The organism is Acidithiobacillus sp., assembly GCF_023255755.1.
Lineage (GTDB): Bacteria > Pseudomonadota > Gammaproteobacteria > Acidithiobacillales > Acidithiobacillaceae > Acidithiobacillus.
On sequence record NZ_JAGDVS010000069.1, the window covers coordinates 1 to 14,726 of the forward strand.

The 14,726-nt window shown below is 60.3% G+C and carries 14 protein-coding genes and 1 pseudogene; 3 read left to right on the forward strand and 12 right to left on the reverse strand.

Annotation, left to right across the window (positions count from 1 at the left end; genetic code table 11):
* The 4 genes and pseudogenes from Q0C48_RS04715 to alaC form a co-directional block, all read right to left on the reverse strand.
* Positions 1 to 265 (reverse strand): annotated as a pseudogene (locus Q0C48_RS04715) (hypothetical protein); the annotation flags it as partial.
* Positions 265 to 1,395, reverse strand: a complete 1,131-nt coding sequence (gene thrC / locus Q0C48_RS04720; RefSeq protein WP_291522046.1) for a threonine synthase — start codon at positions 1,393 to 1,395, stop codon at positions 265 to 267. The gene thrC and the pseudogene Q0C48_RS04715, both read right to left, overlap by 1 nt.
* A gap of 51 nt (positions 1,396 to 1,446) precedes the next feature.
* Entirely contained in the window at positions 1,447 to 2,769 is a 1,323-nt protein-coding gene (locus tag Q0C48_RS04725; RefSeq protein WP_291522048.1) for a homoserine dehydrogenase, read from the reverse strand.
* Complete coding sequence (gene alaC, locus Q0C48_RS04730; protein WP_291522049.1) at positions 2,769 to 3,950, reverse strand: alanine transaminase; 1,182 nt, start codon at positions 3,948 to 3,950, stop codon at positions 2,769 to 2,771. The genes Q0C48_RS04725 and alaC overlap by 1 nt, the downstream gene beginning before the upstream one ends.
* A 94-nt stretch (positions 3,951 to 4,044) precedes the next feature.
* Between alaC and Q0C48_RS04735 the strand changes: the two genes are divergently transcribed.
* Complete coding sequence (locus tag Q0C48_RS04735; protein WP_291522050.1) at positions 4,045 to 4,419, forward strand: MTH938/NDUFAF3 family protein; 375 nt, start codon at positions 4,045 to 4,047, stop codon at positions 4,417 to 4,419.
* A gap of 21 nt (positions 4,420 to 4,440) precedes the next feature.
* Here the strand turns inward: Q0C48_RS04735 and rpoS are convergent, their stop codons facing one another.
* The 6 genes from rpoS to Q0C48_RS04765 form a co-directional block, all read right to left on the reverse strand.
* Positions 4,441 to 5,382 (reverse strand): RNA polymerase sigma factor RpoS, encoded by a 942-nt coding sequence (rpoS, locus tag Q0C48_RS04740; protein WP_291522051.1) that lies wholly within the window; start codon positions 5,380 to 5,382, stop codon positions 4,441 to 4,443.
* Positions 5,379 to 6,080, reverse strand: a complete 702-nt coding sequence (locus Q0C48_RS04745) for a protein-L-isoaspartate(D-aspartate) O-methyltransferase (protein WP_291522052.1) — start codon at positions 6,078 to 6,080, stop codon at positions 5,379 to 5,381. Before Q0C48_RS04745 ends, rpoS begins: the two co-directional genes overlap by 4 nt.
* Entirely contained in the window at positions 6,062 to 6,814 is a 753-nt protein-coding gene (gene surE, locus Q0C48_RS04750) for a 5'/3'-nucleotidase SurE (RefSeq protein WP_291522054.1), read from the reverse strand. Before surE ends, Q0C48_RS04745 begins: the two co-directional genes overlap by 19 nt.
* Positions 6,815 to 6,912: 98 nt before the next feature.
* Entirely contained in the window at positions 6,913 to 7,476 is a 564-nt protein-coding gene (locus Q0C48_RS04755; RefSeq protein ID WP_291522055.1) for a DUF4124 domain-containing protein, read from the reverse strand.
* Positions 7,477 to 7,621: 145 nt separating this feature from the next.
* On the reverse strand, positions 7,622 to 9,037 hold the full coding sequence (gene glnA / locus Q0C48_RS04760; RefSeq protein WP_291509374.1) for a glutamate--ammonia ligase: 1,416 nt from the start codon (positions 9,035 to 9,037) through the stop codon (positions 7,622 to 7,624).
* Between the two features lie 154 nt (positions 9,038 to 9,191).
* On the reverse strand, positions 9,192 to 10,367 hold the full coding sequence (locus tag Q0C48_RS04765) for a cation diffusion facilitator family transporter (protein ID WP_291522057.1): 1,176 nt from the start codon (positions 10,365 to 10,367) through the stop codon (positions 9,192 to 9,194).
* A gap of 269 nt (positions 10,368 to 10,636) precedes the next feature.
* On the opposite strand from Q0C48_RS04765, the gene Q0C48_RS04770 reads away from it, so the two are divergent.
* On the forward strand, positions 10,637 to 11,326 hold the full coding sequence (locus Q0C48_RS04770) for a rhodanese-like domain-containing protein (RefSeq protein WP_291522059.1): 690 nt from the start codon (positions 10,637 to 10,639) through the stop codon (positions 11,324 to 11,326).
* A gap of 12 nt (positions 11,327 to 11,338) precedes the next feature.
* Here Q0C48_RS04770 and Q0C48_RS04775 read toward each other — a convergent pair whose 3' ends face one another.
* Positions 11,339 to 12,142 (reverse strand): DNA-formamidopyrimidine glycosylase family protein, encoded by an 804-nt coding sequence (locus tag Q0C48_RS04775; RefSeq protein WP_291522060.1) that lies wholly within the window; start codon positions 12,140 to 12,142, stop codon positions 11,339 to 11,341.
* Between the two features lie 334 nt (positions 12,143 to 12,476).
* Between Q0C48_RS04775 and Q0C48_RS04780 the strand changes: the two genes are divergently transcribed.
* Positions 12,477 to 14,000 carry a SulP family inorganic anion transporter gene (locus Q0C48_RS04780; protein ID WP_291522062.1) on the forward strand — a complete coding sequence of 508 codons (1,524 nt, stop codon included), beginning with the start codon at positions 12,477 to 12,479 and terminating at the stop codon, positions 13,998 to 14,000.
* Here the strand turns inward: Q0C48_RS04780 and Q0C48_RS04785 are convergent.
* The gene (locus Q0C48_RS04785; RefSeq protein ID WP_291522064.1) at positions 13,993 to 14,673 is read right to left on the reverse strand and encodes a M15 family metallopeptidase; all 681 of its coding nucleotides are present in this window, start codon (positions 14,671 to 14,673) and stop codon (positions 13,993 to 13,995) included. The two genes, Q0C48_RS04780 and Q0C48_RS04785, sit on opposite strands and share 8 nt — an antisense overlap.
* Between the last annotated feature and the right edge of the window lie 53 nt (positions 14,674 to 14,726).

The window sequence follows — 14,726 nt, forward strand, 5'->3', positions numbered from 1 at the left end:
CCGCCCGCCCCGCCTGTCCGCGAAACGCCACCGGCTCCAGGGCAATGACCCAGTGCCCTTCGGTCGCTATACCCTCAGACTCCGCCAGCAATGCCGCGGCGGGCAACAACCCCTCGAAACCCAGCAAACGCCCTGCCACCTCCAAAGAGGAATCAGCCGTTAACCGCTCCGCCCGCCCACGACCCCAGTAACGCAGCAACACCGCTCCCAGATCCTCCTCCGGCACGCCGCGCAACCCCGACAGCCAGAGGCAGAGATCGGCCATCAACGGTCCAGAATGGCGCGCTGCACGGCCTCCAGATTGGCATCCACCGTCAGCACTTCGCCGCCCTGTGCGATGGCGGTATCGGGATCTTTGAGGCCATGCCCGGTGAGGGTACAGACCACCGTCGCGCCCGCTTCAATTTTTCCGGCGCGAGCCGCAGCCACCACCCCCGCCACCGAAGTCGCCGAGGCCGGTTCGCAGAAAACGCCCTCGTGTTGCGCCAGCCAGCGCTGCGCCTCCAGAATCTCGGCATCGCTATGACCGCCAAACCAGCCGCCGCTTTCCGCCTGCACCTTGTGCGCCTGATCCCAGGACATGGGATGACCGATACGGATGGCCGTGGCGATGGTTTCGGGGTCTTTCACATAGTGGCCAACGATGAAGGGGGCACTGCCTGCCGCCTGAAAACCCAGCATCTTCGGTCGTTTGCCCGCCTTACCGTGACCATAGGTGCAGGCGCCATCGCAGAATTTGCAGGAAGCGGTCAGAGACTGGGATTTATCGGTCCGCTCATCAGTGGCTTCACAATAGCCCATCCAGTGGGCGGTGATATTGCCGGCATTACCCACGGGCAGGGCGTGATAATCGGGCGCCTCACCCAGCGCTTCGATAATCTCGAAGGCCGCCGTCTTCTGGCCCTGCAAGCGATAGGGATTAACCGAGTTCACCAAAGTGATGGGCGCGTTGGCGGCGACATCCTGGACGATCTGCATGCCCGCATCGAAGTTGCCGCGAATCTGCAACACCATGGCACCATGCATCATCGCCTGAGAGAGCTTGCCGAGAGCAATCTTGCCTTCCGGGATCACCACGAAAGCGCGCATCCCCGCCCGCGCCGCGTAGGCCGCTGCTGCCGCCGAAGTGTTGCCGGTGGAGGCGCAGATCACCATCTCGCTGCCTTCTTCCTTGGCCTTGGTCACCGCCATGGTCATACCACGGTCCTTGAAGGAGCCGGTGGGATTCAGGCCCTCAAACTTGAGGAAAAGGCGGATATCGAGGCCGAGCTGGCGGGGTAGATTGATGCATTCGATCAGCGGCGTATTGCCCTCACCCAGGCTCACCGCCTGAGTCTCGGGAGCCAGGGGCAGAAAGGCGCGGTAATGGTCGATTATACCGGTATAACGGGTCATGAAGTTATCCTGATTTAAGATGAAATGCCAAAATTCAGTGTGGCGGATGGATCACCCTTCCGCCAAACTCTCGACGCGCAGGCGCAATACGGGCTGAACGACCACTGGCAGGGCTTCAATGCGGGCGATGGCCTGCTCCAGGTCACCCTCCCGGCAGCGGTGCAGCAGCAGGACGATGGGCACGCTGTCTGCCTCCGGTGTCTCTTTCTGCACCAGCGCTTCGATGGAAATCTCATACTCCGCCAGCATCGTCGCCACCTGTGCCAGCACACCGGGGCGGTTGTGGGCGTGGATGCGCAGATAGTAAGCGCTCTCCACTTCGGCCATGGGCAGCAGCGGCAAGGCACTCATGGCATCGGGCTGGAAGGCGAGATGGGGCACCCGGTTGCTGGGGTCGGCGGTCATGGTCCGCGCCACATCCACCAAATCGGCCACCACGGCGCTGGCCGTGGGATCGCCGCCCGCGCCGCGTCCATAATACAGGCTCTGCCCCGCCGCATCGCTCTCCACCAGAATCGCATTGAAGGCTCCCTCCACATTGGCCAGCAGATGACTATGGGGAATCAGGGTCGGATGGACCCGCAACTCGACGCCATCCGCGCGGCGCCGCGCAATCCCCAGCAACTTGATGCGATAGCCCAGCTCGGCGGCATAGACCACATCGATCCGTTCCAGCGCACGGATGCCTTCCACATGACAATGGGCGAAATCCACCGGAATACCGAAAGCAATAGACGCCATCAGGGTAATCTTGTGCGCGGCATCGCCGCCATCCACATCCAGCCCCGGATCGGCCTCGGCATAACCCAGGCGCTGCGCCTCAGCCAGGGCCTGCTGAAAATCCCAGCCCGCGCGGAACATCTGGGAGAGGATATAGTTGCTGGTGCCGTTGATAATGCCCGCCAGCCACTGAATCTGGTTGCCCGCCAGCCCCTCGCGGATCGCCTTGATGATGGGAATGGCACCCGCCACCGCCGCCTCGAAGGCGACCATCACCCCCTGCGCCTGCGCCGCCGCGAAAATCTCGTTGCCATGCTCGGCCAGCAGCGCCTTGTTGGCGGTCACCACATGCTTACCCGCCGCGATAGCGGCCATCAGCAGGTCCAGGGCGGGCTCCTGACCACCCATCACCTCGACGACCACGTCTACCTCGGGATCGCACACCACCGCCCAGGGATCGCTACTGATCCGCGCATCCAGCCCCAATCCTTCCAGACGCGCCGGATTACGCACCGCCGCATGGACCACCCGTAGCTCCCGCCCGACCCGACGGGTGATCTCTTCCGCATTGCGCTCCAGCACCCGCACCGTCCCCTGGCCGACAGTGCCCATGCCAAGAATACCGATCCGTACTGGTTCCATATCGTCCGCCATTACAGATCCTCACGAAACATGTGTTTAATGCCGCGGATAGCCTGACGGGTGCGATGCTCATTCTCCACCAGCCCGAAACGCACATATTCGTCGCCCAACTCGCCAAAGCCGATACCTGGGCTGACCGCCACCTTGGCGCGGTCCAGTACCAGCTTGGAGAATTCCAGCGAGCCCATCTTGCGCAATGCTTCGGGAATTTTTGCCCAGACAAACATGGTCGCCTTGGGCTTATCGACCACCCAACCCGCCGCGTCCAGCCCCTCGCAGAGCACGTCGCGGCGCTGCTCATACATCAGCCGGATATCTTCCACGCAATCCTGCGGCCCTTCCAGCGCGGTGATGGCCGCCACCTGAATTGGGGTAAAGGTGCCGTAATCCAGATAGCTCTTCATCCGCGCCAGCGCGCCCACCAGTTTCGGGTTCCCCACCGCAAAACCCACCCGCCAGCCGGGCATGTTGTAGCTCTTGGATAGGGTGAAGAACTCGACGCCCACGTCCTTGGCCCCTGGCACCTGCAAAAAGCTCGGCGCCTTATAGCCATCAAAGACGATATCCGCATAAGCCAGATCATGCACCACCCAAATACGGTGTTCCTTGGCAAACGCGACAATCCGCTCGAAAAAGTCCAGCTCCACGACCGCCGCCGTCGGGTTGTGGGGGAAGTTGATCACCAGCATCTTCGGCTTCGGCCAAGCGGCCTTGACGGCCTTTTCCAGTTCCTCGAAGAAATCCACCCCCGGCAGCATCGGCACATGGCGCACGTCGGCCCCCGAGATGACAAAGCCGTAGGGATGGATGGGATAAGTCGGGCTCGGCACCAACACCGTATCGCCGGGACCCATGGTCGCCAGCGCCAGATGGGCAATGCCTTCTTTCGAGCCGATGGTGACAATGGCTTCAGACTCGGGATCAAGCTGCACGCCATAGCGGCGCTCATACCAGGTCGTGATGGCGCGACGCAGGCGGGGGATGCCGCGCGACACGCTGTAGCGATGGGTATCGCCGCGCTGGGCCGTTTCACAGAGTTTGTCGACAATATACTGGGGCGTGGGCTGATCAGGATTACCCATGCCAAAGTCGATGATATCCTCGCCCCGCTTGCGGGCCTGATTCTTCAGGTCCGTAACGATGTTAAATACGTAAGGGGGGAGACGACGGATACGTTCAAAGTCACTGTTCATGTGGCGCGGGCCTTCAGGGTTGTAGCGAATGCCGAAATCGAAGAACAATAGAGAGGCAAAGCAGGCCTGTCAATCCGCATGAGGGACATTCAACATGAAATTACACCTACAACACCTCGGTCACCACAATGTCGTCCACGCCTACGGGCCACAGGGCATCGTCATTCACGGCAAGCGCCACACGCAGGGCCTGCTGGTCGGTGCCGACTGGCTGCACAGCCCCTGGGGACCGGAGCATGCCAACGCACTCCAGCTCTCGCACTTTGCCGAAGTGCTGGCGCGCAAACCCGACATCGTGCTGCTGGGCACCGGCAAGTGCCAGCATTTTCCTCTGGAACTCATGCGTGCCCTGGGCGCCGCTGAACTCACCGTAGAGGTGATGGACACCAGCGCCGCCTGTCGCACCTACAACATTCTGCTGGCCGAAGATCGCGTGGTCGTCGCCGCCCTGCTGCCGCCCGAGGCCTGAACACACCGGCACCCGCCGCCGTCAGCCGAAGAGGCTCTCCGGTGTCAGCCCTTCCCTTTCAATGCGACGGCGCAACACCAGCAATGCCTCTACCTGAATCTGCCGCACCCGCTCCCGGGTAACTCCAAGACGGGAGCCGACCTCTTCCAGCGTCGCCCCGTCGGTACCATCCAGACCGAAACGCCAGAGCAGCACCAGCCGGTGCTTCTCGGTCATCGTCGCAATCCATTGCTGCATCTGCTGGGAGAGATTCCGGTCGGCCAGGCCGTCTTCCAAGCTCACCGCATCAGCATCGGCAACAATATCCGCAAGAGGGCGATCCGACTCCCGGCCATGGGGCACATCCAGGCTCGTCACCCGGCCATCCATTTCCAGACAATCGCGCACTCCTTCTACCGGGCGGTCCAAAGCTTCTGCCACCTCTTCCGGCGTCGGCTCCCGCTGCAGGGTTTGCCCGAGACAGCGAACCGCGCGCAGCACGGTACTGAGTTCCTTCATCACGTGAATGGGCAGGCGGATGGTGCGGGTCTGATTCATCAGCGCCCGCTCGATATTCTGGCGAATCCACCAAGTCGCATAGGTAGAGAAGCGAAAGCCGCGCTCCGGATCAAATTTCTCCACCGCTCGGATCAGCCCGAGATTGCCTTCTTCGATCAGGTCCAGGAGCGGCAACCCCCGGTTGATATAGCGCCGCGCCACCTTTACCACCAGGCGCAGGTTACTCTCTATCATGGTGCAGCGTGCCGCCTGGTCCCCCGCCTGAACCCGGCGCCCCAGGGTGACCTCCTGTTCTGCCGTCAGCAGCGGACTATGACCGATCTCCCGAAGATAACAGCGGGTGGCATCCCAGTCGTGTGCCTCACCAAAATCTTCTGCCCCATCGGCTTTTTCCGGAACATCCTCTTCCTTCTCTGAGGCTCCTGCCTGAACGTCCTCTTCCTCGTCTCTGCTCGCGCTTTTCATCCGACACACTCTCCAGAGGCCACCGAAACCGTTCCCGCCAGCAAGGGGACAAAATGGCAGGTGCCCAGCGGAATCACCTGCGCCGCGCTGCCATCCCAATGACTGACTTGCAAATGCTGCCTGCCGCCTTCTTCCACCGGCATCACCAGACGTCCCCCGGCCCGCAACTGGCGATAAAGGGGTGCTAGGGCGCAGGGCACGGCAGCCGTAATGACCATCGCATCAAAGGGCGCTTTTTCCGGCCAGCCGCCACTACCATCGCCGTGATGCAGATGCACCTGACGATAGCCTAGCCGCCCCAGCAACGCCTCCGCCATCTCCTGAAGCGGACCGATACGCTCAATGCTGAAGACCTCCGCCCCCAGCTCTGCCAACACTGCCGTCTGGTAGGCAGAACCGGTACCAATCTCCAGCACCCGCTGCGGCATTCCTCTGTCCTCCAGGATCGCCTCCGTCATCCGCGCCACGGTCCAGGGCTGGGAGATGGTCTGTCCATAACCGATGGGCAGAGACACCGGCTCATAGGCACGTCCCGCCAGCGCCTGCGCGACAAAGCGATGACGCGGAACCCGATTCATCGCGTCCAGCACCCGCTCGTCACGGATGCCTTCCGCTCGCAGACGGAGCACCATCCGCCCCCTGGTGCGCGGGGAGATCATGCCGACTTCAGGACTCAAGGCTAGCAACGAAGCAGCCATTGACTCAAACCATCCAGAAAATTGTAGCGGGTCATATCCAGATCGAGCGGCGTAATGGAGACGTAACCGCGGCGCACCGCGTCAAAGTCGGTACCGGGACCGGCATCGGCCTCCCGCCCGGAAGGGCCAATCCAGTAAACGGGATCACCGCGAGGATCCGCCGCCGGTATCACCATGTCGCTCTTGTGGCGACGCCCCAGACGCGTCACTTCAAATCCGCGGATTTCATGGTAAGGCAAATCCGGCACGTTCACGTTGAGAATGGTATCGGCAGGCAGCGCATGCCTCAGCACCCCGGTCACCAACTTGGCGGCCACCCGCGCCGCGGTCGAAAAGTGGGTGCAATCGCGTCCGGCCAGGGAAACCGCGATGGCAGGCAAACCGAGAAAACGTCCCTCGGTAGCTGCGGCCACGGTGCCTGAGTAGAGCACATCGTCCCCCATGTTGGCCCCCCGATTGATACCGGAGACCACCATATCAGGCGTTTCCGCGAAGATGCCGGTGACAGCGAGATGGACGCAGTCCGTGGGCGTGCCGCCGACCAGATAGTGAAATCCATTGAGCCCAGTACGCATCCGCAGCGGCCGGTCCAAGGTGAGGGAGTTGCTGGCGCCGCTACGATCCTGCTCCGGCGCCAGCACTTCCAAATCGCCTAAAGGCCTTATTGCTTCAGCGAGTGCCGCCAGTCCCGGTGCCAGATAACCATCATCGTTACTGAGCAAGAAACGCGGCATTAGGTCTCCCAAAGGCGTGCAGTGGCTATCTTACGGTCTATGGTAAGCTACGAAGCGCCCTCGGGTCTATGCCTCGGACACGCGCCGCACCCGGCAACCTAATGCGCCGCGCGCCCTGGAGCCGTCGGCGCCGGACCTTCGTTCTGCACCTGTTGGATCTGTCGCTGGAGCAACAGCGCGCGCAATTGCGCCGCATCCATCGCCTGTTTCAGGCCGTTTACGCGATCCAGATAGCGGGCATAATTGCGCTCGTTGCCGGTGCGTATAACCTTGCCCTGCTCATAATTTTTGGTCGCCTGAATCAGCGCCAGACGCGCCGCGAGCAGTTCTGCCTGCATGCGCTTCAATGCCGGGTTAGCGGCAGGCCCGGTGGGCGCTGACGCAGGCCGTTCTGACGGCGGGGTGACGCTGTCACTGGGCGCAGACACAGGCGTGCTGGTCGCGCCCTGCGGCACCCCGGAGATCTGCTCGACGCCTTTGGCGCCCGCGGGCGGGGTTTCGCCATAGCTGACTACTCCACCGCCACCCACCCAGCGATAAATGGTTGATGCATCCACGGAACTGCTGATCAGAAAGGCCGACAGGAGAATACACGCTCCTGCCGTTATTGCACGCTTTGATTCACCTTTACCAGACGTAAGAGGGGATTTCCTGTACTTCATCAGCCTGTTCTCCTGACCAGCGCGGCATTTCTGTATATGGTCGCCAAGCCCCGTATTGTCAAGGCAGCGGCCACAAAAAAGCCCCGCGTAAAACACGGGGCTGATGGCGCCGGGGAAAGCCCGCGGCGGCGGGCTGTACCCGGTCTCAGAGGCTGTAATACATCTGGAACTCCACCGGATGGGTGGTCATGCGCAGGGTTTGCACTTCGGCCCACTTCACATCCAGATAACCTTCCAGCCAGCTCTCGGAAAACACGCCACCCTTCATGAGGAAGTCATGGTCGGCTTCCAGAGCGCGCAGGGCTTCTTCCAGCGACGCCGCCACACCGGGGATGTTGGCCTGCTCTTCCGCGGGCAGATCATAGAGATTCTTGTCCATGGCGTCGCCGGGATGGATCTTGTTCTGAATACCGTCCAGACCCGCCATCAGCATGGCAGAAAACGCCAGGTAGGGGTTGGCAGTGGAGTCCGGGAAACGTATTTCGATGCGCCGGGCCTTCGGGCTGTTGACGAAAGGAATACGGATGGAGGCCGAACGGTTCTTGGCGGAGTAAGCCAGCAGCACCGGGGCCTCATAATGGGGCACCAGACGCTTGTAGCTGTTGGTGCTGGGGTTGGTCAGCGCGTTGATCGCCTTGGCATGCTTGATGATACCGCCGATGTAGTACAGCGCGACCTCCGACAGCCCGCCATACAAATCACCCGCAAAGATGTTCTTGCCATCCTTGCCGAGGGACTGGTGGACGTGCATGCCGCTGCCGTTGTCACCGACGATGGGCTTGGGCATGAAAGTGGCTGTCTGACCATAAGCCGCCGCTACGTTGTGGACGACATATTTGAGGATCTGCACCTCGTCCGCCTTACGGGTCAGCGTATTAAAACCGACGCCGATTTCGTGCTGCCCGGCCGTGGCCACCTCATGGTGATGCACTTCCACCTTCAAACCCATCTCTTCCATGGCCAGGCACATGGCGGAGCGCAGGTCCTGAGCGGAGTCCACTGGCGGGACCGGAAAATAACCGCCCTTCACGCCGGGGCGATGGCCCATATTGCCGGATTCGTATTCCTTGCCGGAATTCCAGGCGGCCTCTTCGGCATCCACCTTGTAAGCGCAGCCACTCATGTCGATGTTCCAGGTCACGGAATCGAAAACGAAGAATTCATTTTCGGGACCAAAGTAGGACGTGTCGGCGATGCCCGTGCTCTTCAGGTAGATCTCGGCACGTTTGGCGACGGAGCGGGGATCGCGCTCATAACCCTGACCGGTGGCGGGCTCAATGACGTCGCAGCGGATAATGAGGGTGGTTTCATCCGTAAAGGGATCGAGAACGGCAGAGTCAGCCTCGGGCAGGAGAATCATGTCGGACTCGTTGATGCCCTTCCAGCCGGTGATGGAGGAGCCATCAAAAGCCTTGCCATCGACGAAGGTATCTTTTTCGATGGTGTGGCCGGGGACGGAGACGTGCTGCTCCTTACCCTTGGTATCGGTAAAGCGGAAATCGATAAACTTGATGTCTTTTTCTTTAATCAACTTGACCACATCACTGGGGCTATAACCCATTTGCTTCTCCTCCAATCAAGAAATATTCACGACCTTAAACGAACGATGCTTACAAAATTCATACCAGGCCAAAAATCACCCTGTTGATAATAATCCAGACCCTATATGCACCAATATGGTGCCCACTTTTGGGGCAATCCAAAAATGTGCACTACTATAGGGCAGGCGGTGTCTTTGGCAATTGTCCGGCCAATTGCCAGACCACATCCACCTGTTGCAAGCCAGGCACCCGCCCCTTCAAGGCATCCTGAAGCTGTGCTTCCATATCCTGCAGGCTAGCGAATGTTTCCGCTGGCGGCAAGTGATAACGCATGCAGATCACGACGCCATCCTTGAGGTAATGCAAGGTCATCTGCTCCGCTAAAGGCAAGTTCCGCGCCAGCAGGCGCTCGCACACCACCTTTTCAATCTCGCTGCGCGGTGGCAGGACCACGCCGCCATCCTCATCATTTTCGCTGTCGATGTGGATGGTGGCATCGGCCAGATCATCCACTTGCCGCAACAAGGTTATCCGCACCCGTTCGGCAATCTGGTGCCCCTCGGAGACACTCAGGGTTGACGCCACCTGCAGATGCACCTCGGCCAGGGCCTGATGACCGATCTTACGGGTCTTGAGCAGGTGCAAATCGCGCACCCCTTCACAGCCGAGAATCACTTCGCGGATATAGGCCAGCGCTTCATCGCTGAGACCACGATCCGCGAGCTCCTGCACCGCTTCCCAGCCCGTGACCAGGCCGATCCGCAGCACCATCAGGGCGACGATGAGCGCGACGACCGAATCCAGATAAGGCGCACCCAGCAAACTGCCGCCAATACCGATAAACACGATGACACTGGAAATGGCATCGGTGCGATGGTCCCAGGCATTAACGCGCAGCGCTGCGGAGCGGGTTCGCCGCGCTACGCGGATGGTGATCTGGTAGAGGGTTTCTTTGGCGATAATCGCGAAGGCGGCAATATAAAGGGTCCAGAAATCCGGCATGCCGTAATGGCCGATAATGAGCCGCTGGATCGCCTCATAGCCGATGCCTGCACCATTGACGGCCAGCAGGGTACCCGTGGCCAGCGCCGCCAGCGTCTCAAAACGCTCATGACCGTAGGGGTGCTCCTGATCCGGCGGCTGGCTGCTGAAGCGCATGGCGAACACCAGCCCGAGGTCAGACAGCAGGTCGGAAAGGGAATGGATGGCGTCCGCCACCAGCGCACTAGAGTGCCCGAAAATACCCCCCGCCAGCTTGACGAAAAACAGCACCACGTTGGTGCCCGCCCCCATCAGGGTCACCCGCATGTTCTGCTTGCCGCGCTCCGTGCGACTGATGCTTTCTGCCACTACTCAGGGCCTCTCAAGGTTTGTCAGTCTTCCGTAAAGTCGGCAACCGGTGCGGGTTTGAAACGATCCAGGGCGATCAGGCAGGATCAGCGCGAACCAGGTCAGCAGAGCGAGTACTGCCGCCAGCGCAACTTTAGTTTTCATTACCCACCTGCAAACTGCCAAGAGTTGATAAGGAGCCGACTCATGACCGTGGCTCGGGTTATCTGTCTGGATATTTGGTCGGACAATCGTCAATTCGCTGGCGATTGTCAAGACAATGCCCACAGATGAAACTCACCGATCTGCGCGATTTCATCACCTGCTACCATCCCGAGAACCGCCATGCGCGGCAGGTAAGCGAGCGCTTCAAGTGCTATCGTTACGAAGAATTGGTCGCCCGCGATAAGACCAGTCTAAATATTTTCTGGCGGCGGGCTTGCCGAAGAGCGGGGATATGCACAGTATATGCGCAGATGCTGTTTGATCATCCAGGCATCTACACCGATTTACAGGACGAGGTGAACACTATGAATACCGAAGCGATTTTGCAGAAGGCGCAGGAACGGGCCAGGGCCGCCGGCAAACGCCATGCCGGGGACCTCACGCCGGAAGAAGCCCATGCCGTGTTACGCAAGCATCCTAAAGCGATTCTGGTCGATGTGCGCTCTCATCCGGAACTGGATTTCTCGGGTTTCGTGGAGGGCTGCTGCCATGTGCCGTGGCAACAGTATCCGGGTATGACTCCCAACGTCGACTTTGACGCAGAACTGCGGAAGAAGGCCCAACCCGACGCTTTACTGCTGCTGCTGTGCCGAACGGGTGGCCGCTCTCTGGCTGCCGCCGAACATCTGGCCGACTTGGGTTATGGCCATTGCTACAACATCCTCGGTGGCCTTGAGGGCAAACCCGACACCCACGGTCAGCGCGGCAAGGTAGAAGGCTGGAAGGCCAGCGGCTTACCTTGGAAGCATAAGTAGGTGCGGCCTTGATTAAGACTGGCAGGCCGGGCAGAGCAGCGCGTTTTTACCCCCCACCGAAAGGGTCTCCAGCGCGCCGCCGCAGCTCGGACAGTGCCCGTCTTCCCGATGGCGGGTGAGGAAGGTCTTGGGCAGCAGGTTGGTCTTCGCCTGGCAACGCACGGCACGATCCAGCACCTTGGGGATTTGCTCCAGGAAACGCTCGCGCTCTTCTTCGCTGAGACTGGTCGCGGTGCGATCCGGCCGCAGACGGGCCTGAAAAAGGATTTCATCCGTCCAGATGCCGCCGATACCCGGTGCGAAGGTATCGTCCAGCAAGATGTTACGCAGGGCGCTGCGGCGACGGCTCAGGGCTTCGCGCAATACACCAAGCCCCTCCCCATGCACCATCAGCGGATCGGGGCCGAGCTTGGTCAGGAAGTCCACATCGCTGTTTTCATCCAGCATGCGCAGGCGGTTACCCAACTGAGTGCCCTGAAAACGCAGGCGCTGCTGACCGTTGATCTGAATCTCCAATGCCGCACGAGGCTCTTCCCCGCCTTCCGCATGAGCAGGGCCACGTTCGAGTTCGCCGCTCAGCTCGCCGCCCAACTGCAGGGCGAGGATGTCTTTGCGATCCAGTTCCAGGAAAAGGTATTGACCGTAGCGATGCAGGTCGGTGATGGCTTTGCCTTTGAGCGCGGCATCTTTGATACCGGCGCCATCTGTCAGCGGCTCGCCTTTGGCATTCTGCATCTGCATGATACCGACCCGCTTGTGCAGGATATTGCGCCGCAGCTTTTGTCTGAGCAGTTCTATTTCTGGCAACTCGGCCATGTTTTTCTCCGGAACAATGGGTTTAAGACCCGTGATAAGCGCCCTAGTCTAACCTGTGGGCGCTGGCGCGCCAATGGCGGCAGAGGCTGGGAGGCAAACCAGTTTGATTATAAATCAGGCTTCTGGTACGGTATTTAGCCATTAAGCCAATGAATCAGGTGCCATCCTCCGATGTGAGTTTCAACCCCATCCTTTATTGTGGTCACTGCTAACCGCACTCAGGCGAAGCTCTCGCCCTTCTCATTTTCGAACTCTACTGCTGCTTCCTGCTGCACTGCGGGCCTAAGCGCCCAACCCGGCATGGAGACGCATTTGCCTCAAGTGGAGCAGTCCGATGCAACGCCTGTCCCGATTTGAAGAAAACAAGATCAATATCCTCAGCGGCATTACCGTGGCGCTGGCTCTGGTGCCGGAAGCCATCGCCTTCGCCTTTGTCGCCCATGTCTCGCCGTTAACCGGCTTGTACGCGGCGGTTATCCTGGTGTTTATCACCTCGCTCTGGGGTGGGCGACCAGGTATGGTATCCGGCGCCAGCGGTGCTACGGCGGTGGTGATGGTGGCGTTGGTGGTTTCCCACGGGGCAGAATACCTGTTTGCTGCCGTCATCCTGATGGGCCTGCTGCAACTCTTCTTCGCGGCGGCGCGGCTGAGTAAATTCGTGCGACTGATTCCACACCCGGTCATGCTCGGTTTCATCAACGGCCTCGCTATCGTGATCTTCATGGCGCAACTGGAGCATTTCAAGGTCAAGGATGCCCAAGGCGCCATGGTCTGGATGCATGGCACGCCGCTTTATATCATGATCGGGCTGGTCGCCCTGACCATGGTGGCTATTTATCTGACGCCGCGCATCACCAAGGCGATCCCGGCAACGCTCGCAGGTGCGCTACTGACCACCCTCCTCGTGGTCGTCTTCAAGATTCCTACGGTGACCGTCGGCGATGTGGCATCGCTGGCCGGCGGCCTGCCCAGCTTTCATCTGCCGGAAGTGCCACTGAACTGGCATACGCTGGTCGTCATCTTCCCCTACGCCCTGGTTATGGCCGCCAACGGTTTGGTGGAAACCCTGCTGACCCTGAACCTGATCGACGAGATGACCGACACCCGCGGCAAGCCGAATCAGGAGTCCATGGCGCAGGGTCTTGCCAATGTGGTCAGCGGCTTTTTTGGCGCCATGGGCGGCTGCGCCATGCTGGGGGAGAGCATCATCAACGTCGGTAACGGCGCCATCAAGCGCCTTTCGGGCATTACCACGGCCCTCTTTTTGCTGTCCTTTATTGTGCTGGCCTCACACTGGATTCAGCAGGTGCCCATTGCCGCACTGGTCGGCGTGATGTTCGTGGTGGTGGAAAAGACCTTTGAATGGAGCAGTCTGCGCTTTTTCGGCAGGGTGCCGCGCACCGACATAGTCATCGGCATTCTGGTCGCCGCCATTACGGTGCTGGTCAATATTACCCTGGCGGTAGTGGCGGGAGTCATCATCGCGGCGCTGGCCTTTGCCTGGCAGCACGCCAAGCAGATTAAAGTCAAAACCAGCATCAATACGGAGGGGCATAAGATTTACACCCTGCAAGGAACGCTGTTTTTTGCCTCGGTGAGCGCCTTCCGTAATCTCTTTACCCCGGCGGACGATCCGGACGTGGTCATCATCGACTTCGGCGGGGCACGGATTGTCGATCATTCCGCCATCGAGGCTATTGATGCGCTGGCCGAGCGCTACGAGAAGCGGGGCAAGAAGCTGTATCTGCGCCATTTGAGCGGTGACTGCCGGGATTTGCTGGAGAAGGCAAAGGATCTGGTCGTCTTTAACGTGGCAGAAGACCCGCGTTATCATGTGGCGGATGATAAGATTAGCTGAGGATTCGTCCATAAAGCGCGTGCTCTGCGCCCACCGCATGCGCCCACATCTGATCTCCGATGGAGAAGTGCCACCATTCTCCAACATGCTGCGCAAACCCCGCCTGGGTCATGACCGAGACCAGTAGCTCACGATTCTGATGATGGAGATACTCCGGCGTTCCTGGCAGGGCAGACGCGAAAAAATCCGGGATGGCGCGGTCGGTAAAGTCATCGACAGGACCGCCCATGGGTACATCCCGACCTTCTCCATCCACCAGTTTACAGTCTATGGCGGCACCCGTGCTGTGGGGTGGCGGACAGCAGGGATCCGGGTCGGGAATCCCCCAAAAGCGGTACACTTTGGGGGCGAGCAGGGCATAGATTTCGGGATCCAGGCGCTCCAGCGCATCCGGCCCGGCGCAGGACGCGAGCCGGGTGAGACAGCCCACCGCCTGCGCCTCGCGCCGGAAGGCATCCCAGACCATGAAGTGCTGAACCGCCAGGGGGCGATAGGCGTCGAACAGCGCAATGCGCCATCCCAAGCGTCGGCCCGACAACAAGGATTGCGCCCGATATAAGGCAGAAAGCGCCCCGGAGCGCAGCCGCCAGGGCGACCCGGTATAAGGCGCCCCCACTGCGAGGTAAGGATGCGGGGTCACCCGTGGGAAGGCGCTTTCAGGAATCTCCTGCAGGGAAGTTCGAAAAACTCCCCATTTCCAGTAAAATGTAGGGAGCCGATTGGAAG

Bases quoted from the DNA above. Each gene is read 5' to 3' on its own strand.
- Q0C48_RS04745 (WP_291522052.1), bottom strand. From the start codon at position 6,080: ATGGCTGCTTCGTTGCTAGCCTTGAGTCCTGAAGTCGGCATGATCTCC.
- Q0C48_RS04780 (WP_291522062.1), top strand. From the start codon at position 12,477: ATGCAACGCCTGTCCCGATTTGAAGAAAACAAGATCAATATCCTCAGC.
- thrC (WP_291522046.1), bottom strand. From the start codon at position 1,395: ATGACCCGTTATACCGGTATAATCGACCATTACCGCGCCTTTCTGCCC.
- Q0C48_RS04775 (WP_291522060.1), bottom strand. From the start codon at position 12,142: ATGGCCGAGTTGCCAGAAATAGAACTGCTCAGACAAAAGCTGCGGCGC.
- Q0C48_RS04755 (WP_291522055.1), bottom strand. From the start codon at position 7,476: ATGAAGTACAGGAAATCCCCTCTTACGTCTGGTAAAGGTGAATCAAAG.
- Q0C48_RS04725 (WP_291522048.1), bottom strand. From the start codon at position 2,769: ATGGCGGACGATATGGAACCAGTACGGATCGGTATTCTTGGCATGGGC.
- Q0C48_RS04770 (WP_291522059.1), top strand. From the start codon at position 10,637: ATGAAACTCACCGATCTGCGCGATTTCATCACCTGCTACCATCCCGAG.
- glnA (WP_291509374.1), bottom strand. From the start codon at position 9,037: ATGGGTTATAGCCCCAGTGATGTGGTCAAGTTGATTAAAGAAAAAGAC.
- surE (WP_291522054.1), bottom strand. From the start codon at position 6,814: ATGCCGCGTTTCTTGCTCAGTAACGATGATGGTTATCTGGCACCGGGA.
- rpoS (WP_291522051.1), bottom strand. From the start codon at position 5,382: ATGAAAAGCGCGAGCAGAGACGAGGAAGAGGACGTTCAGGCAGGAGCC.
- alaC (WP_291522049.1), bottom strand. From the start codon at position 3,950: ATGAACAGTGACTTTGAACGTATCCGTCGTCTCCCCCCTTACGTATTT.
- Q0C48_RS04735 (WP_291522050.1), top strand. From the start codon at position 4,045: ATGAAATTACACCTACAACACCTCGGTCACCACAATGTCGTCCACGCC.